At 62.2% G+C, this 25,770-nt stretch carries 21 protein-coding genes; 11 read left to right on the forward strand and 10 right to left on the reverse strand.

Annotation, left to right across the window (positions count from 1 at the left end):
- Window positions 1–116: 116 nt before the first annotated feature.
- Complete coding sequence (locus tag AWH62_RS01215) at window positions 117–503, forward strand: helix-turn-helix domain-containing protein (RefSeq protein ID WP_075188631.1); 387 nt, start codon at window positions 117–119, stop codon at window positions 501–503.
- Between the two features lie 63 nt (window positions 504–566).
- Window positions 567–1,364 carry a histidinol-phosphatase gene (hisN, locus tag AWH62_RS01220; protein WP_075188632.1) on the forward strand — a complete coding sequence of 266 codons (798 nt, stop codon included), beginning with the start codon at window positions 567–569 and terminating at the stop codon, window positions 1,362–1,364.
- On the opposite strand, the gene AWH62_RS01225 is transcribed toward hisN, so the two are convergent.
- Both AWH62_RS01225 and AWH62_RS01230 read right to left on the reverse strand, forming a co-directional pair.
- Window positions 1,361–2,029 carry a hypothetical protein gene (locus AWH62_RS01225; RefSeq protein WP_075188633.1) on the reverse strand — a complete coding sequence of 223 codons (669 nt, stop codon included), beginning with the start codon at window positions 2,027–2,029 and terminating at the stop codon, window positions 1,361–1,363. The two genes, hisN and AWH62_RS01225, sit on opposite strands and share 4 nt — an antisense overlap.
- Window positions 2,029–2,958, reverse strand: a complete 930-nt coding sequence (locus AWH62_RS01230) for a class I SAM-dependent methyltransferase (RefSeq protein ID WP_075188954.1) — start codon at window positions 2,956–2,958, stop codon at window positions 2,029–2,031. Before AWH62_RS01230 ends, AWH62_RS01225 begins: the two co-directional genes overlap by 1 nt.
- Before the next feature lie 220 nt (window positions 2,959–3,178).
- Here AWH62_RS01230 and AWH62_RS01235 point away from each other — a divergent pair, with 220 nt between their 5' ends.
- Window positions 3,179–3,655, forward strand: coding sequence for an Hsp20 family protein (locus tag AWH62_RS01235; protein WP_075188634.1), 477 nt, complete (start codon window positions 3,179–3,181; stop codon window positions 3,653–3,655).
- Between the two features lie 95 nt (window positions 3,656–3,750).
- Here AWH62_RS01235 and AWH62_RS01240 read toward each other — a convergent pair whose 3' ends face one another.
- From AWH62_RS01240 to gpmA, 3 genes are all read right to left on the reverse strand, one after another.
- Entirely contained in the window at window positions 3,751–5,052 is a 1,302-nt protein-coding gene (locus AWH62_RS01240) for a pentapeptide repeat-containing protein (protein WP_075188635.1), read from the reverse strand.
- A gap of 70 nt (window positions 5,053–5,122) precedes the next feature.
- Window positions 5,123–5,746 carry a bifunctional diaminohydroxyphosphoribosylaminopyrimidine deaminase/5-amino-6-(5-phosphoribosylamino)uracil reductase RibD gene (gene ribD / locus AWH62_RS01245; protein ID WP_075188636.1) on the reverse strand — a complete coding sequence of 208 codons (624 nt, stop codon included), beginning with the start codon at window positions 5,744–5,746 and terminating at the stop codon, window positions 5,123–5,125.
- Window positions 5,743–6,474 carry a 2,3-diphosphoglycerate-dependent phosphoglycerate mutase gene (gene gpmA / locus AWH62_RS01250; RefSeq protein ID WP_075188637.1) on the reverse strand — a complete coding sequence of 244 codons (732 nt, stop codon included), beginning with the start codon at window positions 6,472–6,474 and terminating at the stop codon, window positions 5,743–5,745. The genes ribD and gpmA overlap by 4 nt, the downstream gene beginning before the upstream one ends.
- A gap of 364 nt (window positions 6,475–6,838) precedes the next feature.
- On the opposite strand from gpmA, the gene AWH62_RS01255 reads away from it, so the two are divergent.
- The 6 genes from AWH62_RS01255 (at window position 6,839) to AWH62_RS01280 (ending at window position 18,622) form a co-directional block, all read left to right on the forward strand.
- On the forward strand, window positions 6,839–7,807 hold the full coding sequence (locus tag AWH62_RS01255; protein ID WP_075188638.1) for an SIS domain-containing protein: 969 nt from the start codon (window positions 6,839–6,841) through the stop codon (window positions 7,805–7,807).
- A 142-nt stretch (window positions 7,808–7,949) separates the two neighbouring features.
- Window positions 7,950–9,644 (forward strand): type I secretion system permease/ATPase, encoded by a 1,695-nt coding sequence (locus AWH62_RS01260; RefSeq protein ID WP_075188639.1) that lies wholly within the window; start codon window positions 7,950–7,952, stop codon window positions 9,642–9,644.
- Window positions 9,644–10,954, forward strand: coding sequence for an HlyD family type I secretion periplasmic adaptor subunit (locus AWH62_RS01265; RefSeq protein WP_075188640.1), 1,311 nt, complete (start codon window positions 9,644–9,646; stop codon window positions 10,952–10,954). The genes AWH62_RS01260 and AWH62_RS01265 overlap by 1 nt, the downstream gene beginning before the upstream one ends.
- 5 nt (window positions 10,955–10,959) lie before the next feature.
- The gene (locus AWH62_RS01270; protein WP_075188641.1) at window positions 10,960–12,297 is read left to right on the forward strand and encodes a TolC family protein; all 1,338 of its coding nucleotides are present in this window, start codon (window positions 10,960–10,962) and stop codon (window positions 12,295–12,297) included.
- A gap of 261 nt (window positions 12,298–12,558) precedes the next feature.
- On the forward strand, window positions 12,559–17,433 hold the full coding sequence (locus tag AWH62_RS01275) for a cadherin domain-containing protein (RefSeq protein WP_143742853.1): 4,875 nt from the start codon (window positions 12,559–12,561) through the stop codon (window positions 17,431–17,433).
- A 193-nt stretch (window positions 17,434–17,626) separates the two neighbouring features.
- Window positions 17,627–18,622 (forward strand): NAD-dependent epimerase/dehydratase family protein, encoded by a 996-nt coding sequence (locus AWH62_RS01280; RefSeq protein ID WP_075188955.1) that lies wholly within the window; start codon window positions 17,627–17,629, stop codon window positions 18,620–18,622.
- A 42-nt stretch (window positions 18,623–18,664) separates the two neighbouring features.
- On the opposite strand, the gene rfbD is transcribed toward AWH62_RS01280, so the two are convergent.
- From rfbD to gmd, 5 genes are all read right to left on the reverse strand, one after another.
- Window positions 18,665–19,558 carry a dTDP-4-dehydrorhamnose reductase gene (gene rfbD / locus AWH62_RS01285; protein ID WP_075188643.1) on the reverse strand — a complete coding sequence of 298 codons (894 nt, stop codon included), beginning with the start codon at window positions 19,556–19,558 and terminating at the stop codon, window positions 18,665–18,667.
- Complete coding sequence (locus AWH62_RS16935) at window positions 19,555–19,719, reverse strand: hypothetical protein (RefSeq protein ID WP_158025523.1); 165 nt, start codon at window positions 19,717–19,719, stop codon at window positions 19,555–19,557. Before AWH62_RS16935 ends, rfbD begins: the two co-directional genes overlap by 4 nt.
- A 12-nt stretch (window positions 19,720–19,731) precedes the next feature.
- Entirely contained in the window at window positions 19,732–20,313 is a 582-nt protein-coding gene (rfbC, locus tag AWH62_RS01290; RefSeq protein WP_075188644.1) for a dTDP-4-dehydrorhamnose 3,5-epimerase, read from the reverse strand.
- Between the two features lie 456 nt (window positions 20,314–20,769).
- Entirely contained in the window at window positions 20,770–21,711 is a 942-nt protein-coding gene (locus AWH62_RS01295) for a GDP-L-fucose synthase (RefSeq protein ID WP_075188645.1), read from the reverse strand.
- Window positions 21,712–21,715: 4 nt separating this feature from the next.
- On the reverse strand, window positions 21,716–22,789 hold the full coding sequence (gene gmd, locus AWH62_RS01300; protein ID WP_075188646.1) for a GDP-mannose 4,6-dehydratase: 1,074 nt from the start codon (window positions 22,787–22,789) through the stop codon (window positions 21,716–21,718).
- 193 nt (window positions 22,790–22,982) lie between these two features.
- On the opposite strand from gmd, the gene AWH62_RS01305 reads away from it, so the two are divergent.
- Together AWH62_RS01305 and AWH62_RS01315 are read left to right on the forward strand one after the other, a co-directional pair.
- Window positions 22,983–23,942 carry a hypothetical protein gene (locus tag AWH62_RS01305; RefSeq protein ID WP_143742854.1) on the forward strand — a complete coding sequence of 320 codons (960 nt, stop codon included), beginning with the start codon at window positions 22,983–22,985 and terminating at the stop codon, window positions 23,940–23,942.
- Between the two features lie 20 nt (window positions 23,943–23,962).
- Entirely contained in the window at window positions 23,963–25,768 is a 1,806-nt protein-coding gene (locus tag AWH62_RS01315; RefSeq protein WP_143742855.1) for a hypothetical protein, read from the forward strand.
- The last annotated feature ends 2 nt before the right edge of the window (window positions 25,769–25,770 follow it).

Genomic DNA, 25,770 nt, shown 5'->3' on the forward strand with positions numbered 1-25,770 from the left:
CCCATTTCAGGCGAAGACTGGTCGCTGCCTTCGCCCGGCACGCGCTTTGCTCCCCTGTGAGGTGTGCGTCCCATACCGGCGCATTTTGAGACGCGAAGATTAGGCGGCGAGTAGTTATGACGAATGATATCGACCTTCATGTGGGTAAACGGTTGCGCCGTCGGCGTCGCCTGCTGGGCCTGACCCAGCAACAACTGGCCGAGTCGGTCGGTATCCGCTTCCAGCAGATCCAGAAATATGAGTGCGGCGCCAACCGCGTCAGCGCAAGCCGGCTTTTCGAGCTGGCGGAGTCGCTGGATGTGCCGGTGCAGTATTTCTACGAGGGCCTGTCCAAGCGCGACGAGGCGGGTGGCGATGATACGCTGGCGCCCGACGTGCTGTCGCAAAAGGAAACGGTCGACCTGATCCGTGCCTATTACCGGCTCGGTGAGCGGCCGCGCAAACGGCTTCTTGAGCTGGCCAAATCGCTCGAGCCCGAAGAGGCGGCGAACGACGCCGCCTGACCAGTCCGATATTGACGCGATGGCGTCTGGCACCGGCTCGCCGCCCGTGCTAGGCGCCTTTGCATGTCTGATCGCACCTTCCAGCCTGATATCGGCATCGCCCACGAAATGGCGGACGCGGCACGCGCCGCCATCAAGCCTTATTTCCGGACCGCCCTTGCGGTCGACAACAAGTTGTCGAGCGGATTCGACCCGGTCACGGCCGCTGACCGGGCCTCGGAAGCGGCCATGCGCGATGTACTCGCCCGCTTGGCGCCGGACGACGGTATTCTGGGCGAGGAGTTCGGCATAACCGATGCCCCGGGCGACCGCCGTTGGGTTCTCGACCCGATCGACGGCACCCGCGCCTTCATCGCCGGCCTGCCCACCTGGACTGTGCTGATCGCCCTGGAACAGGCCGGCCAGCCAAGGGTGGGGGTTATTGACCAGCCGCATATCGGCGAGCGTTTCACCGGCTGGCCCGGCGGCGCTTCGCTGGACCATGGTGGCGCAAGCCGTGCCCTGAAAGTGTCAAACTGCGACAGGCTCGACACCGCCATCATGGCCACCACCGATCCCTATCTGTTCGAGGACGGCGAGCGGCGGGCCTTTGAAGCGGTGCTCGACAGGGCCCGGCTGTGCCGCTTCGGTTTCGACGCCTACGCCTACGCCATGCTGGCGGCTGGCGGCGTCGATCTGGTGATCGAGAGCGGCCTGCAGATCTATGACGTGCAAGCGCTGATCCCCGTGGTGACCGGCGCTGGCGGTGTCGTCACCAACTGGTCGGGCGGTGATGCCTCGGGCGGCGGACAGGTTGTTGCCGCCGCCAGCCGGTCGCTGGTTGAGCAAGCGCTTGAACATCTTTCGGATGCTGCTGTTTAGCTGTCGATCAAGACCCGGATCGGCGCCTCACCGAACTCGATACGCACAAGATCGCGCATGCCCCGATCGCGCGGGCGCACGAGGACACGGTTTTCCTGCACTGTCAGGTCTGTCGATGATCCGTCTTCGTGAATGGCGCGGGCCCGGGGCGCCGGGCCGTCGAAGACGAAGACCAAGGTTTTGAAATTCGGTGCGAACAAGGCGGCGACGCCTGCGGTCTGTCGGACGGCGTGATTGGCCTGGCCCAGGGCCAGGTCAAGGTCATCCGCGGCATAGGCTGGTCCGTCCCCGAGCCGCGCCTCGAACTGCATGGACAGCGACATGCCGCCGCCTTCCTGATTGATCCAGACGGCGGGTTCAGCCTCAAGTGTTTCCAGGTCTGGCAGGTGTTGGATACGGCCCTGCGCGTCGATCCGGAAGGAGATGCGCGTGCCATCGAGCTCGTACCACATCTCGATCTCGTCCGGCGGGATGCCGTCCTGCGAGGATACGATATAGGCGAGCTGGAAATGGCTGCGTCGGTCGGCATCCAGCTCGAGATAAGTCTCCCGGTGGGGAAAGAAACGGGGCAGGGGGCCGGCCTCCCGTTCGACGGATTGCGCGAACGCATCCGTCGGCAACAGGAGGCCGGTCACCAGACCGATCATGAGCAGGCCGAGGCGCATTATTCGCTGGCGGCCGGCTTGCGGAATAACAGCGTCATGCGGTCGCTTTCGCCGATCGCGTCATAGGCGGCGCGGTCGAAATCGGCGGCCTGTTCACTGTCGGCTGCCGGGCTGCGGCGCACCGGCGGCAGCGTCCACACGCCCATCGGATGGTCGGCAGTGTCTGCAGGATTGGCGTTGATCTCCGAGGCGCCGACAAGTTCAAACCCGGCTTCTTCCGCGAGGGCAATGACATAGGCCTGCTGGACATAGCCGCTTGATGCGCCGGGGTCCTGCTCGCGGGTCGAGGGCAGGCGGTGTTCGACAACGCCGAGCGTGCCGCCGGGGGCGAGCGCTGTGTGGAAATCCGCGAAGGCGCGTTCGGCATAGCCGCGTGACATCCAGTTGTGAATGTTGCGGAAGGTCAGGATTGTATCGACCGATCCCGCTTCCAGCGCCAGCGCCGTGTCGCTGTTGAAGTCGACAATCTGTACATCGCCATAGATCTCGGCATTCGCGACGTGGGCTTCGAACGCGGCTCGGGACCGGCGGCGATTTTCGCTACCCGACTCGGCGTCGAAATGGGCCGCCACATACTGGCCGCCATTGGCGTGGATCCACGGCGCCAGAATGTCGGCATACCAGCCACCACCGGGCCAGATCTCGACGATCGTGCCACTCGGGTCGATCTCGAAAAATTCCAGTGTCTCCTGCGGATGGCGCGAGCTGTCCCGGTCCTGGCTGGATGCGCGCCAATCCGCGTTGATCACCTCGGCCAGCACGGTCAGGTCGGGACCGGCCGGGACCTCTGCGACATCGGTCGTGGTCTCGTCTGCGGCTTCGACCGCAGTGTCCGGCGCAACCGGTTCGACAGGATCGCCGGTTTCGCCACTGCAGGCCGCAAGCACGGCTGTGCTGGCAAGCAGAGCGAGGAGAGAGAGATGACGCATGATGGAGAACTCCTTGGTGAGAGCGCAATTGGTAACCAAGCTGCCGCCCGTGCGCAAATTCTGTTTTCGGGGGTTGAAGCCGAAAAACGGGTTACCCAAATAGATGGCACGGGTCGCCATCAGGGACCCGGAACAGCGGCCAGGATCCGTCGGATCTGGCTATTTTCCAACTGCCCGGACTTCCGGGCCTGTTTATCGCTCTGAAGGAGGATGGACTGCCATGCGTACTGTTGATTTTACCCCGCTTTACCGCTCGATCGTCGGTTTTGACCGGCTCGCGGATATGATGGATTCCGCGACCAAGATCGAGTCGCAGGGATATCCGCCCTACAATATCCAGCACGTTGCCGATGATGAGTATCTGATCGAACTGGCCGTTGCCGGCTTCGGTGAGGATGATCTTGTTGTGGAAGTCCAGGAAAACGTCCTGACCGTGTCCGGCAAGATCGGTGAGAAAGCCGAAACCGATGACCGTCGCTTCCTGCATCGCGGCATTGCCGAACGGTCTTTCGAACGCCGTTTCCACTTGGCCGACCATGTTGAAGTGGCCGATGCCGGGCTGCAGAACGGTTTGTTGCAGGTGCGGCTCGTCCGGGAAGTTCCCGAAGCCGCCAAACCGAAACGGATCGAAATCAAATCCGGTGCGGGTAAGACCCGTGCCAAGCTGATCGAGGGCGGCAAGACCAAGGCCGCCTGACCCGTCGCTGACGGATACTGATTTCCCCTCCGATTGACCCTGAAGGCGGTGAGCGACAGCTCGCCGCCTTTTCTTTTGTCTTGTTCGGGGACGGCTCAGGCCGCGTTGAGATCAACGGCGCCGTCGACCGACTCGACGCTGCCGACAAATTCCTCGTCGATGCGAGCGCCAGTGAAGCAGGAGCCGTTGAAGCTGGCCTTTTTCACATTGGCGCCATTGAGGGTGGCGTAGGAGAAGTCACCACCGGTTGCCTTGGCCTGACGAAGGTCGGCGCCACGCAGGTCTGTGTAGCGCGCCCGCACACCAGCGAGCGAGGCCGGAAGAAGGCGGTTGCCGTCGAGCAGAAGCGGCCCGAGTTGGCAGTCGCGCAGATCGGCATTCGACAGGTTGGCGCCAGTGAGGTCGGCACCGCGCAAATCGGCGCCGCGCAAGCTCACCATGCGCAGGTCGGCCTTTTCCAGTCGGGCGCCCTGCAATTGCGCGCCTTCCAGGTCGAGCCCGTAAAGCGTTGCGCCGCGGGCATGGAAGGCAGTGAGGGTTTTACCTGCCAGCGACGTCAGGCCGCGCAGATCGGTACCATCGAACAGCGATGGTTTGCCCTCCTTGCCGTTGGTATCGCACCAGCGCACATGTTCGGCGATCTGGTCGGCGACCGGCTGCTCGAGGGCGTTGGCATCGATGCCGACCGGCTTGTTGGTCAATGCACCGTCCGTATTCATTCCCTGGGTCTTGGCCATCACTGTCTTGGTCCCGATCAGCACGGCGTGGCTGAAATCGGTGTCAGACAAGTCAGCGCCTGACAGGTCGGCACCTTCCAGGTTTGCACCCTGGAAGGAGGATCCTCGCAGATTGGCGCGGATCATGCGCGTGCCGAGCAGCATGGCGTCAGTGAAATCGGCTTTTTGGGCCGCGATACCGGCCATTTTCGAACGCGACAGGTTGGCGCCCGTGAAATTGGCGTTGCCAGCATCGTTTTCCTGCGACTGATGGGTCAGGATGGCGAGGCCTTTTTCCTTGTCCATCTGGGCGATCGCGCCCTCGCGCAGATCGGCTTCGGTCAGGTCGGCGCCGGTCAGGTTGGCGCCGCGCATGATGGCACCGCGAAGGTCGGCGCGGCGCAGCGAGGCGCCCTCAAGATTGGCGCGGCGCATGTCGGCCGCGAAGAATATGGCACTGTTCAGCGTGGCGCCCGAAAACACCGTGCCGCGCAGTACGGCGCCGCTGAAATCGGCATCCGACAGATCACGATTGGCCAGCACCATGTCTTCCAGGATCGTGTAGGCGAAGCTGGCCCGGGCACCGCCGGCGCGTCCCGACCACAGGCGTTCATGCCGCTCGCAGATCGCGTCGACCTCATCCTGTGTGAGTTTCTTGAACTCGATCTTGCGACCGGTCATCGGCGCGATCCTGTGGTGTAGTGTCCGGACTACCACCATAGAGAATGACCGTTAACAGGCTGTTTGTCGCCTATCTGTCATGCGCGGTCGTCCAGTCGAGTCCGGCCAGCGGGTGTTCCGGCGCAATCCGGATCCGGTTCCGACCGGCTTCGCCATGCGCCTTGAGTTCGGACTCAGCCTCGTGCGGCGTGGTCGCCGTGAGGGTGGCGTCATAGCCGCGCAGCCGGGCATCGACGCGAATTTCAGGGCGGCCGGTTTCGACGCGCGAGAAGAAGCCGGCATAGAGTTGTCCGGCCGCCGTACCGCCAAGCCCGGTATCAACCGCGATGCCCGCCGCTTCAAGGCGGGCGATGCCACGTCCGGCGACCTGCGGGAAACGGTCGAGACAGGCGATCACGACACGGGAGACCGCCGCAGCGATCAGCGCATCGGCGCAGGGCGGTGTCTGGCCGTGATGGGCGCAGGGTTCCAAAGTGACGTAGGCGGTCGCGCCCTGTGCCGCGGCGCCGGCCGCATCGAGGGCAACCCGTTCGGCATGCGGGCGACCGCCATCCTGGGTGGCGCCTGTCGCGAGAATTCGGCCGTTCTTGACGAGAACGCAGCCGACGGCGGGATTGGGCGCGGTGTGCCCTTGCCGGGCCCGCGCCAATGCCAGCGCAAGGCCCATATATCGCGCGTCGTCGAGCGCTGTCATGCGCCGGGGAGCGGCGGCAAGGGTTTGGCGCGTTGCGCGTCAAGATAGCGCGCCGCCGTGATGGTTTCGCCGTCGTCCTCAAGGTCGATCAGGAGCGGGTTTCCGGTCGGAACCTCAATGTCCATGATGTCGCGGTCGGAGACGTGGAAGAGAAGTTTGACCAGGGCTCGCAGGCTGTTGCCGTGCGCTGCCACGACCAGGGTCTCACCGGCCTTGAGACGCGGCAGGATGGAGGCCGACCAATAGGGTTCAACCCGGTCCAGTGTCGACTTCAGGGATTCCGAGGCCGGCAGGAATTCGCGCGGCACGTCAGCATAGCGATCATCATTGCGCGGATGGAAGGCATGGTCTTCGGCCACTGGCGGTGGCGGTGTGTCAAAGGAGCGCCGCCAGATCTTGACCTGCTCATCGCCATGCTTGGCCCGGGTCTCGTCCTTGTTGAGGCCGGCCAGACCGCCATAATGTCGCTCATTGAGCCGCCAGGACTTGTCGACGGGGATCCACAGCCGGTCGAGGCCATCGAGGGTGAAGTTGAGAGTCTTGATCGCGCGCTTGAGCACCGACACAAAGGCGTGCTGTGGCTTGAAGCCGGTGTCGGCGAGCAGCTGGCCGGCCCGCTGGGCTTGGGCCACGCCTTCTTCGGTGAGGTCGACATCGACCCAGCCGGTAAAGCGATTTTGCAGATTCCATTCGCTCTGGCCGTGTCGGATGAGGGCAAGTTGCGGCATGCGTCGACTCCCGAGATTGTCCCGTTGCGCGCAGCGATAGCCCGTGACGGCCTGCAGGGCAAGGCAGGCGCGCCCGCAGGCGCAGAGCCCAGAAATCACTTACACTTCCCGATCAAGTTGTGGTATAAAGAGACTACAGGTTCCGGGGCGGGCCTGGTTCGAAAAATCTGAACCCACACCCAAGGCATGACTTATCCGCCCCGATGAGCGGCGGCCGGATGTGAGGCTCTTCTCCGTCCCCCTAGAGCCGGATCGCATCTCGCCGCACCAACCGCGCGCGTCTCTTCCCCGGACGTGCGCGGTTCTGGTATGGGGTCATCCCTGAAAAGGGCATTCCTGTCCTGACTGGCTGCGAGGAACCGGCATGTCCGACAATGATCCCGTGCAATCCGCCCGCCGGGTGATTGCTACAGAACGCGAAGGCATGGTCGCGCTCGAGCAATCGATTTCAACCAACTTCGCCGAGACGGTGATGCGCCTGCGCGGACTCGAGGGGCGGTTGATCTGTGCCGGGGTCGGCAAGTCGGGGCATGTTGCCCGCAAGATCGCGGCGACCCTCGCCTCGACAGGAACGCCGGCCTATTACGTCCATCCGACCGAAGCCAGCCACGGCGATCTCGGCATGATCGGTGCCAGCGATGCGGTGCTAGCCCTGTCAAAATCGGGTGAAACCAAGGAGCTGGGTGACCTGATCGCCTATTGCCGCCGTTTCGGGGTCCCGCTGATTGCGATGACGGCGCAGCCTGACAGCACACTCGGTCGGGCTGGTGATTACCTGTTGGCGATCCCGGCGGCACCGGAAGCCTGTGGCGAGACGCGGGCACCGACCACATCGACCACACTGATGATGGCGCTGGGCGATGCGCTCGCGGTGGCCTTGCTGGAGGCACGGGGTTTCACGGCGTCGGACTTCAAGACATTTCACCCCGGCGGCGCACTCGGTGCCGCCCTGGCCAGCGTCGGTGACATCATGCACGCCGGCGAGGCTGTCCCGCTGATCGGTGAGGATGCACCGATGAGCGATGTGCTGATCGAAATGACGACCAAGAGTTTTGGTTGTGCCGGTATTGTCGATGGCGAGGGCCGGCTGGCCGGGATCATTACGGATGGAGACCTGCGCCGTCACATGGGCGCGAGCCTGGTCGACAAGCGCGCCGCGGATGTCATGACGAGCAACCCGCGAACCGGCAGCGCCGGCATGCTCGCCGCCGACGCCCTGCGTCTGATGACTGCGGGGCAGCCCAAGATCATACAACTCTTCATTGTCGACGGCGACAAGCGGCCCGAGGGGATATTGCACCTGCATGATCTTTTGCGTGTCGGCCTCAAATAAGGTTGAGACCCTGCACACAAGCCCGTGTCGGCACTGGCGAAATGCCGTTTCTGACGTTATCGTTGCATGAGAGGGTAAAAGTGGTTGTCAACGCAGCCTGCGGGGAGCGTGACCGCTTCGTGTCGCCCGGGTCGGAGTGAGAATGCAAAAACCCCTCGCCTTGCAGGTCAGGCAATGCTTGCGACCGCACATGGCGGCGTTGGCAGGGTTTTCACTTGCCTCGAACCTGCTGCTCCTGGTGTCCCCGCTTTACATGCTGCAGGTGTATGACCGTGTCCTGTCGTCGGGGTCGATCGATACCCTGATCTGGTTGTCAGTGCTGGCGGTCTTCCTGCTCGGTGTTTATGGCGCGGCGGAAGCCGGTCGTCGCCGGGTCAGCGCCCTGGCCGGGCGCGAGCTTGATGCGTTGCTGACACCGCTCGTTTTCGACCGTTTCCAGAGCGAGTCCGGCCAGCCGCATCTGGCACGGGATCTCGGTGCGATCCAGCGCGTGCAGACCGCCTTGCAAACGGGCAGCCTGATGGCTTTCGCGGATTTGCCGTTCGCACCATTTTTCCTGGTCGTCCTGTTTCTGATCCATCCGGTCATCGGGTTGGTTGGTCTGGTTGGCGCCGTGGTCGTGTTCGGCGTCGCAGTGACGGCGGAGTTGAGCACCCGGCAGGCCGGGCAGTTCTCGCAAGGTGCCTTGCGCAGTGCGGGCGATTTCGCTGCCGGGCTCGAGCGTCAGCGGTCGGCGATGGCGGCCATGGGTCTGGTGCCGGCGGCGTTCCGTCGCTGGCGCGCCACCCAGGGGGCCGGTCAGGGGTTTTCGCTCGATGCGGCCAAGGATGATGGAAAATTCACCGCCATCTCGCGCTCAACCCGCCAGGTCCTGCAGATCTGCGTGCTGGGCGGAGGAGCGGCGCTGGCGCTGAGCCAGCAAATCTCGCCCGGCGCGATCGTTGCCTCGTCCATCATTCTCGCCCGCACGCTCGGACCGATTGACCAGATTGTCGGCGGTTGGCGCAACACGATCCAGACCTGGTCGGCCTGGAAAGGGCTGATGGAAAGCCTCGATGGTGCCCAGGCCGAAGCCAGTTACACACCGCTGCCGAGGCCGGCTGCTGAACTCAAGCTGGATCGGCTGTCTGTCGTGGTGCCGGGCGCCGAGACGCCGCAGGTTCGGCCCTTCAGCTGGTCCGCGTCCGGCGGTCAGCTGGTCGCCGTGACCGGCGGCAATGGTGCCGGAAAGACGACCCTGCTCCAGACCCTGGCCGGCGCTTGGCAGCCGGGTTCAGGAACAATGAGTCTGGGCGGACGCAATCTGCATGACTGGCCGGCGCCGGATCGCGGCCGCTTTGTAGGCTATGTGCCGCAGGATGTGGAATTGCTGCCCGCGACCGTCGGCGAGAACATCGCGCGCCTCGGTGATGCCGAGCCGGAGGCGGTCATCGCGGCGGCCCGCGCCGCCGGTGCCCATGAAACCATCCTCGCCTTGCCGGACGGTTATGATACCCGCGTCGGACCGGGTGGCACGCACCTTTCGGCCGGGCAGCGCCAGATGATCGGTCTCGCGCGGGCGCTGTTTGGCGATCCCGTCCTGTTGCTGCTGGACGAGCCGACCGCCAATCTCGATGCGGCCGCGGCACCGGCCCTGGTCAATGCCTTGCGACAGGCTGCGGAGCGCGGTGCCATCATCCTCGCCGCGACCCATGACCGACGGGTGATCGAACGGGCCAAGACAGTGTTGCTGGTGCGCAATGGCGATGTCATGGCGGCACCGGCCGAGCAATTCCTCAAACTGGCGACCGGCCCCGGCGCCGGCGCGAGCGCGTCCGGCCGCGGAGGGGCGGCCTGATGTCCGGTCCCGACACACCCACCCGTCTTCTCGGCGACAGCTTCGTGCGCCGCTCGGCCCTTGCCTGCCTGATTGGCCTTGGTGGTTTTCTCGCCTGGGCCGGTCTGGCGCCGCTGGAAGAAGGGGTGCCCGCCGCCGGCCAGATCGTGGTCGAGAATGACCGTCAGGTCGTGCAGCATCTGGAAGGCGGTATCATCCAGGAGCTCATGGTGCGCGACGGCGACCGGGTGGAAGCCGGCGCGCCGTTGTTGACGTTGCAGGAAACCGCATCGCTGGCGGTGCGCGATGAATTATTGCAGGAAATCGCGACCCTGACCGGCTCCACCCAGCGCCTTGCGGCCTTGCGCGACGGGTTGGAAGAGCCGGATTTCTCGTCGCTCGACGAACTCGGCCTGACGACAGAACAGCGCGACGCGGTGGTGACGCGCCAGCGCGACCTGTTCCGGCAACAAACCCAATCCTTCCAGGCCGACATTGCTGTGCTGACGGCCCGGCGTGACGGCGCCCGTTCCTCCCGTGACCTGCACGCCCAGCAGATCCGCATCACCCAGCGCGTGCTGTCAGCGGCCCAGGATCAGCTGTCCCTGCTGAACGAGCGTTACGAGCGCCAGATGGCGAGGCTCGACGAGTTGCGCGGCATGGAGCGGGATGTGGCGGCACTCGAGGCCGATATTTCGCGCTTGCGCACCGAGGCGCAGCAGGCCGCGACGCTGGAACAGGATCTCGACGGGCAGATCGCCCAGACCGAGGCGGCTTTCAACCGTCAGGTGTCGGCTGATCAGCTGGAGGTCCGCAGCCAGTTGGAACAGGCGCGGGAACGTCTTGCGGCCGCGCAGGACGTGCTGAACCGGTCGGTCGTTCTGGCGCCGCAATCAGGCGAGGTCCTCAATTTGCGCTTCTCCACACGCGGCGGCGTCGTCCGGCCCGGCGAAGCCATTTTGGAGATCGTTCCTGCCGTCGGTGAAATGACGGCGTCGGTCCGTATCCAGCCCGCCAATCGAGCAGCGGTCTATGAGGGGCAGGCGGTCCGCACGCGGCTGACGGCCTATAAGAGCTGGATGACGCCGCGGCTTGATGGCGAGGTGATCAGTGTCAGCGCCGACCTCAAGACCGACCAGAATACCGGTGCAGCCTATTACGAAGTGCGTATCCGCATCCCTGCCGAACAAGCCGCGCGTCTGGGTGAGTTGGATGTGATCCCGGGCATGCCGGTGGAGGTCTTCATCTTCTCCGGGTCCAGCCGGACCACGCTGGATTACCTGCTCGAGCCGATCAGCGAGTCGCTGTTCCGCGGCGCGCGGACCGGGTGAGCGGGATGGGGTTCGACCGTTTTCATCTTGTGTTGGGCCGGGCGTTGTCCGGTCTGTGTCTTGTGGTGACCGCTCCAGCGGCTGCCTTTGCGGCGCAGCCGGAGACGTGCCTGTCGTTCGAGCAGGCCTTGCGGATCGCTGCCGAACGCGCGCCGGAAGTCGCCGGCGCGATCGCCCGTCAGGACGAGGCCGCCGCCGACTACCGCGAGGCCGAGTCACTAAGGCTTCCGCAATTGTCGACCTTCGGTCGTACGGCGTCGGGCGATAGCGGGTTGACCGGCAGTCAGATCGAGAACCAGGTTGGCCTGCGCTTGTCACAGCGACTCTGGGATTTCGGTGATTCCCACTACGCCATGGCCGCGGCCAGCAGCTCGATCGAGCAACGCGCGCACGAGCTTCGGGCTCAGCAAATCGACGCATCCGGACGCCTCGCCGACGCTTATCTTACGCATCTGGAAGCCGATGCCATGATCAATGTCGTGGCCGAGCGGCGCGATTATTTCGAGCGTCAGCGGGCTGCCGTGCAGTCCTTGCTGGCCACTGGCGGCGCCACCCGTGCGGATCGGGCGCAGATCGAAGCGCGTTTGGCCGAGGCCGAGGCCGACGCGCTGGAACTGGGGTTCATGCGTGACCGGGCCGCGACCCGTATCCGCGAATATACGGGCTTCGCCCCTGATGCGCTGTGCGGCGCGGAGGCCGCGGAGCAAGACCTTGCCCGCGCGTTGCGCGGTATCGAGACGGTGCATGATGCGGTCGACCACACCCTGACCCGCAATCCCGGAATTGCTGCCCAGGCCGAGGCCGTTCGTGGCCTGGATGCGCAGCGGGAACGGGCGCGGCGCAGCCGGCTTCCGGTGATCGAAGCTGTGGGTATCGCGTCCTGGGTCTATGATGATTTCAGTGAGACGTGGGATGCCCGCGACCGGGTCGGGATAGACCTGTCGGTGCCGCTGCTGACCGGCGAGGCCCTGCAGGCGCGCGGCGAACGGGCCGTGGCCCGGATGGAGCAGCAGGAGAGTGGTCTGAGAAGCCTCCAGCGCGAACTGCGTGAGCAGGCCGAAATCGTTTTTCGCCGATCGATTTCGCTGCAAGCGCAATTGGTCCGTCGTGAAGCCGTCGCTCGCTCACAGTATGAATATTTCGACGCGATCTCGGGGGAGTTCGAGTTCGGCTTGGGAACTCTGCCTGATCTGGTTGATGCACGTCTGACGTATGAGCGGGCAGAGCTCGATGTGATCGGTGCGAGGTTCTCGCTGCTTCGTCAGAAGCTGGAGCTGATGGGGTTGACGGCGCGCATGCCTGAGCCGCGCGCGGATGCTGGAAGGTTGACATCAGTGCCTTGACGCCGGGGCGGGCACCGTGAACGGTGGCATTCTGATGCCAATGAAATTGGTTGTATCGCGTGCCGAAAAGCCGGACGGCTGGGCACGCCGGGTTCGCGACGAACCCGATAGGGGATTGAACCAGTCTGCAACGAGACCGGTTCCGGGAGGAAATGAACACCCTGGGTTCAGGGCGGGGCTTGTGAGCGGGCGTTGGTCAATGCGCACCCGCTGAAATATGCCTTTTCGGAGAAGCAAGAAGATCGTCGGGAGAGATCCATCATGCCTGCTGCCAACAAAGAAAATCGACAGTCCACTGTCCGCAATGCCCTTCTGTCCACCGCACTGGCGACGGGCGGTGCCCTGATGCTGGCGGGGGGCGCCCAGGCCCAAGAGCCGGGAGCAACGCCGCCCGACGGTTTCACGCCGGTGTCCGGTGTCGATGGCGTTGCCCGGGTCGCGATGGGTGCCGATGGGTCGGTTGAGCTCGTGATGGCCGACGGACGCACGGTTCTGATCGCCGCTGAGGACGTCACCGTGCTGGACGGCGTTGTCTATCTCTCTGACGCGGCGTTGGAGGCCAATGCCCTGCTTGAAGCCGCTGCGGGGGCAGCCGCTGGCGGCGGCGGCGGCGGTGCAGTGCTCGGCCTGCTTGGTGGTGTCGGCCTGCTCGGCGCGGCCGCAGGCGGCGGCGGTGGTGGCGGGGGCAGCTCGCCGACACCGACGCCTCCACCGACAAATACAAACCCTCCGGTTTTCACCTCGGCCGAGACGGCGGGCGTCGATGAGAATGTCACCGGCACGATTTACACTGCGACCGCAACTGATGCCGACGGCAATTCCGTCTCCTTCTCGATCAGTGGTGGTGCGGATGCGAGCCTGTTCTCGATCAACAGCACGACCGGTGCAGTGACCTTCAACGCGCCGCCTGATTTCGAAAATCCGGCGGATTCGGGTGGTGACAATGATTATGTGATCACGATCCGAGCGTCGGACGGGACCAACACGACCGACCAGACCGTCACCATCACGGTCGGGAATGTGGATGAGGCGCCGGTCTTCTCATCTGGTGCGTCAGCGAGTGTCGACGAAAATGACGCCGGCACGGTTTACACGGCCACTGCGACGGATCCCGAAGGTGAAGCGGTCACCTATAGTCTCGGCGGCACGGATGCGGCCCTCTTCACCATCGATGCGGCGACCGGCGCAGTCAGCTTTGTCGCGGCACCCGACTTTGAAAATCCCGGTGATGCAAATGGCGACAATGTTTATGAGGTGATCGTCACGGCGTCTGACGGGACGACCAGCACGACCCAGGCGGTTTCGATCACGGTCAATGGTGTTGAGGAAGGCCCGGCATCTTTCACCTCGGGTACAGCGACCAGTTTCGACGAGAACGGTACCGGGGTTGTCTACACCGCCACGACCACCGATCCCGACAATGACACGATCACTTATTCGCTCGGGACGGCGGGCGACAGCGCGCTCTTCGCGATCGATGCGGCGACCGGTGAATTGACATTCCTGACCGCACCGGACTTCGAGGCGCCCGCTGACGGCAATGCCGACAATGTCTACGAGGTCGAGATCCAGGCCAATGATGGTACCGCGACGACCACGCACACCGTGTCCGTAACGGTCAATGATGTCGATGAGGCACCGTCGATCACATCCGGCGCGTCAGCATCTGTGGCCGAAAACACGGCCGGGACCGTCTACACGGCGACCGCAACAGATCCGGAAGGCGCGACGCTGACCTATTCGGTGACCGGGGCCGATGCAGCCCTGTTCAGTATCGATGCCAACACGGGCGCCGTCAGTTTTCTCGCGCCGCCCGATTTCGAAACACCGCTCGATGCCGATGGCGACAATGTCTACGAAATTACGGTCAACGCGTCGGACGGCGCCAATACAGTGACCCAAGCCGTTTCGATCTCGGTGACCAATGTCAATGAATTCGCACCGGTCTTCTCGTCGGCGGCAGTCGACACGGTGGCTGAGGACAGTGTTGGCAGCTTCTATACGGCTGCCGCAACCGACGGGGACGGAGACACGCTGACATACAGTATCGCCGCGAGTGGCGATGGCGCGCTGTTCCAGATCGATTCCGCGACAGGTGAGCTGAGTTTTGTGTCATCACCGGACTTCGAAAACCCCGCAGACGCGAACGCCGACAATGTCTATGAGCTGACACTGCAAGCGAGTGACGGGTCGACAACAACGACGCATGCGCTCGTCGTTACGGTAACCAATGTGAACGCAGCGCCGGTCATCACGTCGTCCGCGACCGCGAACTTTGTCGAGAATGGTGGCGGCACCGCCTATACCGTCACCGCGACGGACGGTGATGGGGACGCAATCGTCTATTCCATCGGCGGGACGGATGCGGCGCTGTTTGCGATCAATGCCGCGACAGGTGCTGTGAGCTTCCTCGTATCGCCCGATTTTGAAGCGCCAGCCGACGATGATGGCGACAATGTCTATGACATTACCGTCACGGCGTCGGACGGCCTTCTGTCAGATACCGAGTCAGTGGCTATCAGCGTGACCAACGAGAATGATGTCGCGCCGGTGATCACCTCGGCGGCAAGCGCGTCGACAGCTGAAAACAACTCCGGAACCGTTTATACGGCAACCGCGACGGACGCCGAGGGAGACACGATCTCCTATACGATCACCGGAACTGACGCCGCCTTGTTCCAGATCAATGCCTCGACCGGCGCCGTGTCGTTCCTGACACCGCCCGATTTCGAAAGCCCCGCCGATAATGGCGGCGACAATGTTTATGATTTCACGGTGGTCGCGTCCGACGGAACGCTGACAGACACACAGGCGGTGAGCATCACCGTGACCGATGTCGACGAGGCGAACGCGCCGGTCTTTTCATCGGCGGCGAGCCAATCGGTATCCGAGAACCAAACGTCGGCCTATGTTGCGACGGCAACCGATCCCCAGGGTGATACGGTCAGCTATTCCATCTCGGGCACCGACTCCGCCCTGTTCTCGATCGATGCGGCGACCGGTGAGGTCACGTTCAATGCCGCGCCGGATGCCGAAGCGCCCGGTGATGCCAATGCCGACGGCAATTACGAGTTCACAGTGACCGCCAGTGACGGTTCGGCGTCCAATGACCTGTCGGTCACCGTGACAGTCGACAATATCGATGATGCTGCCGAAATTCCCGACAATGACTCTACCGAGATCAGCATGGTCTCCGGCGGCTCCTATGTCGGCAATCTTGAGACGGCCGGCGATGAGGATTGGATCCGTGTCGAGCTGGTTGCTGGCCAGCGCTACGAGTTCAATCTCACCGGGACCGGGGCTGAAGAAGTCGAGGACCCCCTTATCCGGCTGTTCGACGCCTCAGGGGATCTTATCGCCGAGAACGACGATATCTCGCTGGGCAGCATCCGCGACAGCCGCCTTGCCTTTACCGCCGAAACGTCCGGCACCTATTATATTGAGGTGGATTCTTGGGATGGCGGCTCGACCGATGAGCGGACCGGCGAGTACACATTTGAATTCCACCATGTCGACCCGCTGAGCGCCTGGAACTACCAGGAAATTGGCGACTATCTGAATGCCAACGGTTTCGGCGGCCTGCAATGGGACCGGTCGACTGGGGATACGATCACCGTCAACATTACGGCCCTGACGACGGACGGCCAGACATTGGCACGTGCGGCGCTGCAATTGTGGTCAGATATCACCGGCATCACTTTCAGCGAAGTTGCGACCGGAGGTGAAATCACCTTCGATGATGACGAGGAAGGTGCGTTTGCGGGACCGGATACGACGTCCGGTGGCTTCATTACCTCGGCCAGCGTCAATGTCGGCACCGGTTGGTTGTCGACTTACGGAACCAATCTGGATGGCTATTCCTTCCAAACCTACATCCATGAGATCGGGCATGCACTCGGGCTTGGTCATGGCGGCCCCTATGACGGGTCCGCTGACTACGCCGTCGATGCGATCTATCTGAATGACTCCTGGCAGGCATCCATCATGTCGTACTTCTCCCAGAACGAGAATACGTATGTGGACGCCTCTTTCGGGTATGTGATCGGGCCGCAGGTGGCTGACATCATTGCCGTGCACGACATGTATGGCGCATCGACGACGACCAGGTCGGGCGATACGGTCTACGGTTACAACTCCACCGCGGGCAACACGATCTTCGATGCGACCGCCTTCACAAACCCGGTGAGCTTCACGATCTTCGACGCTGGCGGTACCGACACACTCGACTATTCCGGTTCCGGCGCCGACCAGATTCTCGACCTGCGTGAACAGGCATATTCCAGTGTTCAGGGCCGGACCGGCAATGTCGGGATCGCGAAGGATACGGTGATTGAAAACGCCATCGGCGGCAGCGGCGATGATATCCTCGTCGGTAATGACGCCGACAATACGCTGACCGGGAATGGCGGCGCCGACACATTCTACGCGTCTGGCGGTACAGACGTGTTCGATGGCGGCAGCGGCAATGACACGGTCATTTTCTCTGGCGCGTCGAGTGATTACAGCCTCAGCACCAATGGATCCGGCAATACGGTCGTCACCGACAACCGGGCCGGCTCGCCGGATGGCATTGTCGAGCTCATCAGTGTCGAGACCATCACCTATGATGGCGCGACTGGTCACCCGGAGTATTTTGGTGATCCGGAGAATGCAGGCCAGGAAGGGCTGGACCTCGACAAGCCGTTGGAGCTTTCCCCGATCGATCCGCGTTTTGCGGTGAGTGAGGATGGCGGGCATCTTGTGATGGCAGTCCTCAATGACAGCAAGGCGCCTGACCACGGTCACGATCGGCATGTCTATCCGCATCTGAGCGATGACGACCTGGCATTGCTTGAAGCTTTGGGCGATAGCGATGCCAACGCCACGGCCTTGTCTGTCGAAAAGGGCGCAGTGCAGGTGATGCGCGAGTGGGCCCTCGACATGTCGATGGATATCGACGTCGCTGTCCTGACCGAGAAAGCCGGCCCGGTCATGGAAACGCTGACATCGCCTGAGGCAACGGGTCTGGCGATCACGGCCAGCCAACCATTGCATTTGGCGAGTTTCCAGCCTGGTGCGCCAGGCGGTGAATCGACCGATCCGTTCGGCGCCTGGGTTCCGGCCCTGTTGGACGAGACACCCGACGGTTGGGCCTGATGGCAAGACGGGGAGATGGCATCGTCTCCCCGTCCTGACCCCCTGCCCGGTGTTAGCGGGCGTTAGTGTATGTGGGGGCTGTCGCGTCGTCCGGCGTTGAGGCAAAACATCAGTGCCGTTAACAGCGCCTCCGGTTTTCCATCAACAGGATGGGTCGAGAAGGTATTGATCGGCGGATCGGGGAGACGTGCGTTTGACGTGTCTGGTTACAGGAGCGGCGGGCTTTATCGGCTTTCATGCCGCAAAGGCGCAGTTGGAAGCGGGCGAAGATGTCGTCGGTCTCGATAATCTCAACACCTATTATGATCCGGCGCTGAAACGGGCTCGCCTCGACGAGCTGGCACGGTTTCCCGGCTTCCGCTTTGAGAAGATGGATCTTGCCGACAATGACGCCATCGCGGCGTTGGCAATGGATGTCCGGCCGCAACGAATTCTGCATCTCGGTGCGCAGGCCGGCGTCCGGTATTCCTTGGAAGCCCCCTTTGCCTACGCCCGCTCGAACCTGCTCGGGCATTTGTCGGTCCTGGAAGCGGCTCGTCTGCTTGGTGACCGGCTGGAACACCTCGTCTACGCATCGTCGAGCTCGGTGTATGGAGAGCGTTCACAAGTACCGTTTCGCGAAAGTGATGCAGCTGAGTGTCCCGCCTCGCTGTATGCGGCAACCAAACGATCTGACGAGCTCATGAGCGCCGCATATTGCCGGCTTTACGATATTCCAGCGACTGGGCTTCGTTTCTTTACCGTGTATGGTCCATGGGGGCGTCCGGACATGGCCTATTGGCTGTTCGCCGAAGCGATGCTCGAAGGTCGCCCCATCGAGGTCTTCAACAATGGCGATATGGAGCGTGACTTCACCTTCATTGATGACGTTGTTGAAGCCCTGTCACGCATTCTTGCCGCTACGCCGGCTCGCGCCCACCATGCCGTGTACAATATTGGCGGCTCGTCACCTGTTCGACTTGTCGACATGATCGAGACGCTCGAGCGCGAACTTGGCGTTGATGCCGAGAAAATCATGCTGCCCATGCAGCCGGGCGATGTGACCCGCACCTATGCCGACACCAGTCGTTTGGAGGCGGATTATGGGTACAAGCCGAAAGTGGGTATTGAGGAAGGACTGAAGGCGTTTGCCGATTGGTTCAGGGTTTGGCGGGGGCGTTCGGCCGCAGCAAACTCCGCTCAAGCTTGATCGAGCGATGTCAGGCTGGCTTGTGGGACGGCACCAACGGATTCAGCCGTCTGCGCGATGGCGATTTATTGCCGCCGCCAACCCGGCATTGAAATCGGCCGGGGCGCAGCCGAAGATTTCCCTGACCCGGCTTGAATCCAGGGCCGACCAGGCTGGCCTCGCGGCGATGCTCGGATAATCGGAACCGGGAATAGGGCGAATGGTGCGGTCAGTCAGGCCGGCGGCGGCCAGGATATGCGCCGCAAAGGTCGCCCAACTCATCACGGTGTCGCCGGCGTAGTGATACACTCCCCAGGGCGCATCGCCGCTTGCGGCATGTTCAGCCATAGTCAGCAAAGTGTCAGCGAGTGCCGCCGCCGGAGTCGGTGTGCCGACTTGGTCGTCCACAATCGAAATTTCATTCCGGTCCCGGGCGAGCCGAAGAATGGTCGTCATGAAATTCGGTGCGAAGGCGGAGAACAGCCATGATGTCCGCACGATGAGGTGTTTTTGACAGGCTTGCGCGACCGAGCGTTCGCCGTCCAATTTGGTTCGCCCATACACCGATACCGGCGCCGGTTGGTCAATCTCCGACCACGGTCTCACGGCTCGTCCCGAGAAGACATAATCGGTTGAGACATGGATCATGGGACGGTCAAATTCGGCGCAAACGTCCGCGATGACTCTCGGGGCGTCCGTGTTCATCCGCCGGGCCTCTGCGGCTTGCGCCTCGGCCGCATCCACGCCGGTGAAGGCGGCGGTATTGATCACCACCTGCGGACGGTCTGTTTGCATCAGGCGTTCGCGGAGCCAGGTTCGCGCGTGCTGGACTTCGTTGAGATCGAGAGACGGGCGCCCGGCGGTTTCGATTTTGATTGCGCGCGCCATGCCCGCGCCGACCAGCGATCGAGCCAACTGGCCCGAGTGTCCGATGACCAGAACGCGGAGACCCGTCATGTGCCGGCCAAGACAAGACGTGAAGAAGGTACAGCACCAACGGTGCCGTGCAGGGCAGCATCGCCAATTCTGACCTTGTCGAATGCGTCGTCGCGAGCACGCGCGGCGCGCGCAGCTGCGGAACCGATAAAGCCGTATCCTCCTGTGATCTGAAGCTTCATCGCCCAGCCTGTCTAGCTTGCTTCATACCGGAAGGGTGTATCGAACTCGGCCCAACTTAACGCGTCTTTGTCCTTGCGCGAGAGAATGGGCGCTTGCGTGCCCAGTCCCCAGTCGATGCCCAGCGCCGGATCGTTCCAGCTTACCGATCGATCGGCGCCGGCGGCGTACTCATTGTCGACCTTGTACAATACCAAAGTGCCGGGTTCGCGGGTGATAAAGCCGTGCAGGAAGCCGCGCGGCACAAATACCTGAAGACCGTTCTCGGCGCTCAACTCCTGTTTGGCGTGTTGGCCGAATGTCGGGGAGCCGCGGCGGGCATCAACGAGCACGTCAGTGATGCGACCCTGGAGCACGCGGACCAGCTTGGCCTGATCGTGTGGCGGGAGTTGGCAGTGCATGCCGCGCAGCGTATTCACTTCGCTTGAAAGGGATTGGTTGTCCTGCAGAAAATCCGCAGTGATCCCGCCGCGTCGAAAGGCGTCCCGGTTGAACGGAACCGCAAAATACCCTCGATAGTCGGCATGTCGGCGGGTTTCTATTATCGCGGCATCTTTAAGAGGCAGCGATTGGATATTGAATCCTGTATCGGCCATGCCTTCCCCCGACATGTCTTGGTGAGCTCTCAAAATTGCGCCTGAGCGCGGCTCGGTCGGCTAGTTTGATCAGGCAAAACGCCACCTTCAGCTTCTATATTGATGCGTCACACGGACACAAGCGCCAAACCCGGCGCCGCACTCGATTTGGGACTTCTACGGGCTGTGAAACAGGGCTTGATCCCTCTTTTGCTGCAGCCGGGGTGGGGCGGCCTCGGGCCAGGGGGGACTTTGAAGGGCCCAATGATCGCGTACTTAAAATGGGTCGGTTCGTGTCGGGGGCGGCGCGTGATCAACCTCCTCTCCTGGGAGGCTTGGCCGGGCGTCGCGGAAAACGGGATCTCGTCTACGAATTATGACCGGATCGATGTTAGGCACCTTCCGCCGACCAGAGGGGCGCCAGCCACTCGCCTCGGTCGACATGCTTGCGGCGGGTAAACGAAATCGGGTTGCGTGTCAGGAACCGAGTTCGTGATCACGGAACCAGGCATAAGCATCTTCCAAGCCTTCTCGCAGCTTGATGGAGGGCGTCCAGCCCAGGGCGCGGATCTTGTCGGCGCTCATCAGTTTGCGCGGTGTACCGTCCGGCTTGCTGGTATCCTTGGTCAATTCGCCATCAAATCCCACCACAGACATGATTTCGCGCGCCAAGTCCTCGATCGGCAGGTCCTCGCCTGACCCGACGTTGATGTGGCCGGCGTCCGAATGCACCTTCATCAGGTGCACCAGGGCGTCCGCGCAATCATCGACGTGCAGGAATTCGCGTCGTGGTGTGCCGCTTCCCCAAATCTCCATGGAGGCGGCACCACTGAGCTTGGCTTCGTGCGCCTTGCGGATCAGGGCCGGGATAACGTGCGAGTTCATCGGGTGGTAATTGTCGCCCGGACCATAAAGATTGGTCGGCATGGCGGAGATGAAATCGGCGCCGTACTGCTTGCGATAGGATTGGCACAATTTGATCCCGGCGATCTTGGCAATCGCATACCATTCATTGGTCGGCTCGAGATCACCAGTGAGGAGGGCCTCTTCGCGGATCGGCTGATCGGCGAATTTCGGGTAGATGCAAGACGAGCCGAGGAACAACAATTTCTCGACGCCGGCCGTGTGGCTGGCGTGGATGATGTTCGCGGCGATCATCAGGTTTTGGTACAGAAATTCTGCCGGATAGCTGTCATTGGCATAAATGCCACCAACTTTGGCGGCCGGGACGAAAACGGCGTCGGGACGGGTGTCCTCTATCCAACGTGATGTGGATGCCTGGTTGGTCAGGTCCAACTCGGCCCGTGTGACTGTAATGATTTCAGCAGGATGTTCGCGCTGAAGGCGCCGAACCAGGGCTGCGCCGACCATGCCGCGATGCCCGGCAACCCAAACGCGTTTGCCTTCAAGCGAATACATCCGATCAGACCTCGCCGTGATTGGACCGATAGGCAGCCTCAGTTTCGATGACTTTCAGATCGCTCCGGACCATCTCGCTTACCAAGGTGTGGAAAGGCGTCGTATGCTCCCAGTTCAACTTTTCCTTTGCCTTGGTGGGATCACCAATCAGCAGGTCGACTTCGGTTGGGCGGTAGTAGCGCGGATCGACGGCGACCAGTTCACGACCGGTTTTCGCGCAGCGGCCGGTCTCGTTTTCAGCGGCGCCATTCCATTCCAGGGTAATGCCGACTTCCTTGAAGGCCAGTTCCACGAACTCACGGACGGTGTGGGTTTCACCTGTGGCGAGCACGAAATCATCCGCGACGTCGTGTTGCACGATACGCCACATGCCTTCGACATAGTCGCGGGCATGTCCCCAGTCCCGTTTGGCGTCAAGATTGCCGAGATAGAGCTTGGTCTGCCGTTCTTGGTGGATGGCGGCAACTGCACGCGTGATCTTGCGCGTGACGAATGTCTCGCCGCGGGTCGGGCTTTCATGGTTGAACAGAATGCCGTTCGATGCGTGCATGCCGTAGGCTTCGCGGTAATTCACCGTGATCCAGTAGGCATAAAGCTTGGCCGCAGCGTAGGGGCTGCGGGGGTAGAAAGGTGTCTTCTCGCTTTGTGGAACTTCCTGGACGAGGCCGTAAAGCTCCGACGTTGAGGCCTGGTAGAAGCGGGTCTTTTCCTTGAGGTCGAGAATCCGGATCGCCTCGAGCAGGCGTACCGCACCGATTGCGTCCGCATTGGCGGTGTATTCCGGTGCTTCGAAGCTGACTTTCACATGGCTCTGGGCGGCCAGGTTGTAGATTTCATCAGGTTGAATCTGCTGGACCAGCCGGATCAGGTTGGTCGAGTCCGTCATGTCCCCATAGTGCATGAAGAAGCGCGTCTCGGCTTCATGCGGGTCGACGTAAAGGTGGTCGACGCGTTGGGAATTGAACGAAGAGGCCCGACGCTTGAGGCCGTGAACCTCGTAGCCTTTGGCGAGTAGAAGTTCGGCCAGATACGCACCGTCTTGTCCGGTCACGCCAGTAATAAGTGCACGCTTTGTCATGGAATTCTCGGAACTTGAGCATGTGGGGCTGATCTTTGAGCATCCTGTTAAACTGTCGCACTAGCGAAGACAAGCACCGAGCATGCTCGCAAGACGCGCATGCTCGGTGACGGAGACTTGAAAGCACCGGGGTGGCCTTGTTGCTCGTACGCATGTGGGGTATCGGGTTGTGTCCAAAATGTTGAGAAGGGTCATGAACTTGTATCACTCGGTCGTGCATTCGGAACTGCTCCCAGGGGGCGTTGCCAATATGGCACATCTCGGAGAGGCTGTGCCGTTCGACCGCGAATTGCTGCACAAGCGTCTCCACGGCAAGATCGATGCACGACTTGTGATGTTGGCGGCGCCCGCATCGCAACTTTACGCTGCTTGTCTGTCAGAGGGCATGGATTCCGATGGCGCCCATGAGTGGGTACAGACGCGTATCAAGGAAATTTTGGATTTGTTCAGGCGTGCCCGGCGCCAAGCGTTGATCTTGCCGGCTGAGGTCTGTTGGCTCCGGCCCAATATTGTTGCAACTGCGGTGAGCGCCTATTTCGAGGGGCGCATGCAACCCGCTTTCCGCATCAGAGCGAACGAACAGCCAGTTTCGGATCCGACCCATTTGTTGTTTCGGCTTATCGGAGCCGCTGCGGTCGAAGTCAGCCCCGTGCTCAAGAGGTTGGATGAGGAGTTGCGGGGCTGCATGGGGCGGTTGGACTTCGATTCTGACATTCTGGCGCGGGATGTCGACGTGGCGCTGGCCGGGCTTTCGGACATGGCCAAACGGGCAGCATCGCCATCGCACCATCTTGCCGGTGTTGATGAAGGCCCTCTGACCGCCCTGGACGCCCAGCGCGAGCTGGTGTCGGAGTTGCAGGACGCACTTCTGGCTTGTCAGTCCGAGATGGAGTGGAGCCACCGTCAGGCATCTCGCAAGGGCGGCGAGCTAAAGCGGAGGCAGGCTGGCTCTGAGGGTGAAGTGGGGCTGGGAGCATTTGTCGCACTCAAGGCCCAGGTATCTGATCTCGAGTCGAAGCTGGAGTGGGCGCAACAAGATGCTGAGAAGTTGCGTGACGCGCTCGATCAGATGCGGAATTCAACGTCTTGGAAGGTTACCGCGCCGCTGAGGAGGCTGCGCGGAGGTTCTGCGACTGACGAGGGCGGCGAATGATGGAGGGGTTGCTAGAGTCCGTGGGCGAGCGCTTCGGCTTGGTTGTCCATATCGGTTGCGGTGAGGCTGCGGGGCGTTCTTGGCAAGGGCGTGTCGATGATCTCGTGCTGGTGGAACCTGATCCGGAACGGGCTCAGGCAGTTCGGGGTTGGCTTGAGGAAACCGGCGCGGGCTCCCTGGTAGAGGCCGCAGTAATGGACCGGCTGGGCGCGGCGCATTTCCGACGCACCAGCTTTGGCGACATGAACAGTGTGCGCGTGCTTACTGGCGCGACGACCCTCTTTCCAGGCCTGCGATATCTCGAAAGTGTGCCGGTTCAAGCCGTTCGGGCCCGCGATTTGCTCGATGGGCGCAATGTCGCGGCGATTGAGGGTTTGAAGGCACTTGTTGTCGAACCCCCTTCGGAAGTGCTTGTTGTCTTGTCCGACCTGGATGATGCTGGTTTGCTTGACCAGTTCGATGCCGTTGTCGTCTGTGTCGCCGAGACAGCGCTCCATGATGGCGGCGCGGATCGGAAAATGGTGACCGACTGGCTTGAAGCGACGAACCGACACCTTGTTTGGGAGACTGATTCAGTCGATCCGGACATGCGGTTTGCGCGGGTCGAAAAGAACTGGAAGGCGCTTAGCTTGACGTTCGAACAAGGTGTTCGGGAGTTCGAATTGGTTATTTCGGATTTGCGAGAAACCTATGCGCTTCAATTCGACCAGGACCGCGCGATCCTCGACAGCCTGCAAGTTGAGATGGACGCGCTTGCGACCGAACGGGAGCAGGCAGTGCGTGAGGCGCGGGCCGCACAGGATGCTCTGTCGGAAGCGTGCAGCGAGCGTGACCGGTTGAGGCGCGAGATGGACGCGCTTGCCACCGAGCGCGAGCAGGCCGCGGGTAAAGTACAGGCTACGTTGGAGGCGCTTTCCGAAGCCCGCCTTGAGTGTGACCAGTTGAGGGACGCGATGGACACGCTTACGACCGAGCGTGAGCAGGCGATGAGTGAAGCGCAGACCTCATTGGAGGCGCTTTCGGAAGCCCGCCTTGAGTGTGACCAGTTGAGGGGCGCGATGGACACGCTTACGACCGAGCGTGAGCAGGCAATGAGTGAAGCGCAGACCTCATTGGAGGCGCTTTCGGAAGCCCGCCTTGAGTGTGACCAGTTGAGGGACGCGATGGACACGCTTGCGGCCGAGCGCGAGGAGGCGGCGAGTGAAGCGGCCTCATTGGATGTCGATGCTCTTTCGGAAGCCCGCCTCGAGTGTGATCGGTTGAGGAGCGAGATGGACGCGCTGGCGGCCGAGCGCGAGAAGATCGCGGCAGACGCGCAGGCTGCACAGAATGCTCTTTCGGAAGCGTGCCGCGAGCGTGACCGGTTGAGGGGCGAGATGGATGTGTTTACGACCGAGCGCGAGCAGGCAGCGAGTGAAGCGCAGGCGACATTGGAGGCGCTTTCGGAAGTCCGCCTTGAGCGTGACCAGTTGAAAGGCGAAAAAGACGTACTCGAAGATCGGTTGGTCGAGCGAAGTCAGGCTGCCCAGCGGGCGGGTGCCGAGCTCGAAGCTCTGCGGGACGATAACCGCTTGTCATTGCGAATTCAAAGGATTGCTCAAGCGGATCTCGCCGATCTCCAAGATCGTTTTGCGGCTTTGGCTGATGAGAAGCTCGAGCTCGAACGCTTCTTTGATGATCTCGCGCAAAAAGTGTCGCGATCGATGGAGGCCGACCAAGCGCCCGGGGCCAAGGCGAGCCCCAAGCGTGTTGGTGCGCGGACACGCCCAACGGCCAAGTCTTCCTCAAAGAGCACAAAAGTAACCAGTCGGGCGAAGTCTTCATGACG

The sequence above is a fragment of the Maricaulis sp. W15 genome (assembly GCF_001924955.1).
Taxonomy (GTDB): Bacteria; Pseudomonadota; Alphaproteobacteria; order Caulobacterales; family Maricaulaceae; genus Maricaulis; species Maricaulis maris.

Bases quoted from the DNA above. Each gene is read 5' to 3' on its own strand.
- AWH62_RS01215 (WP_075188631.1), top strand. From the start codon at position 117: ATGACGAATGATATCGACCTTCATGTGGGTAAACGGTTGCGCCGTCGG.
- hisN (WP_075188632.1), top strand. From the start codon at position 567: ATGTCTGATCGCACCTTCCAGCCTGATATCGGCATCGCCCACGAAATG.
- AWH62_RS01225 (WP_075188633.1), bottom strand. From the start codon at position 2,029: ATGCGCCTCGGCCTGCTCATGATCGGTCTGGTGACCGGCCTCCTGTTG.
- AWH62_RS01230 (WP_075188954.1), bottom strand. From the start codon at position 2,958: ATGCGTCATCTCTCTCTCCTCGCTCTGCTTGCCAGCACAGCCGTGCTT.
- AWH62_RS01235 (WP_075188634.1), top strand. From the start codon at position 3,179: ATGCGTACTGTTGATTTTACCCCGCTTTACCGCTCGATCGTCGGTTTT.
- AWH62_RS01240 (WP_075188635.1), bottom strand. From the start codon at position 5,052: ATGACCGGTCGCAAGATCGAGTTCAAGAAACTCACACAGGATGAGGTC.
- ribD (WP_075188636.1), bottom strand. From the start codon at position 5,746: ATGACAGCGCTCGACGACGCGCGATATATGGGCCTTGCGCTGGCATTG.
- gpmA (WP_075188637.1), bottom strand. From the start codon at position 6,474: ATGCCGCAACTTGCCCTCATCCGACACGGCCAGAGCGAATGGAATCTG.
- AWH62_RS01255 (WP_075188638.1), top strand. From the start codon at position 6,839: ATGTCCGACAATGATCCCGTGCAATCCGCCCGCCGGGTGATTGCTACA.
- AWH62_RS01260 (WP_075188639.1), top strand. From the start codon at position 7,950: ATGCAAAAACCCCTCGCCTTGCAGGTCAGGCAATGCTTGCGACCGCAC.
- AWH62_RS01265 (WP_075188640.1), top strand. From the start codon at position 9,644: ATGTCCGGTCCCGACACACCCACCCGTCTTCTCGGCGACAGCTTCGTG.
- AWH62_RS01270 (WP_075188641.1), top strand. From the start codon at position 10,960: ATGGGGTTCGACCGTTTTCATCTTGTGTTGGGCCGGGCGTTGTCCGGT.
- AWH62_RS01275 (WP_143742853.1), top strand. From the start codon at position 12,559: ATGCCTGCTGCCAACAAAGAAAATCGACAGTCCACTGTCCGCAATGCC.
- rfbD (WP_075188643.1), bottom strand. From the start codon at position 19,558: ATGACGGGTCTCCGCGTTCTGGTCATCGGACACTCGGGCCAGTTGGCT.
- AWH62_RS16935 (WP_158025523.1), bottom strand. From the start codon at position 19,719: ATGAAGCTTCAGATCACAGGAGGATACGGCTTTATCGGTTCCGCAGCT.
- rfbC (WP_075188644.1), bottom strand. From the start codon at position 20,313: ATGGCCGATACAGGATTCAATATCCAATCGCTGCCTCTTAAAGATGCC.
- AWH62_RS01295 (WP_075188645.1), bottom strand. From the start codon at position 21,711: ATGTATTCGCTTGAAGGCAAACGCGTTTGGGTTGCCGGGCATCGCGGC.
- gmd (WP_075188646.1), bottom strand. From the start codon at position 22,789: ATGACAAAGCGTGCACTTATTACTGGCGTGACCGGACAAGACGGTGCG.
- AWH62_RS01305 (WP_143742854.1), top strand. From the start codon at position 22,983: ATGAACTTGTATCACTCGGTCGTGCATTCGGAACTGCTCCCAGGGGGC.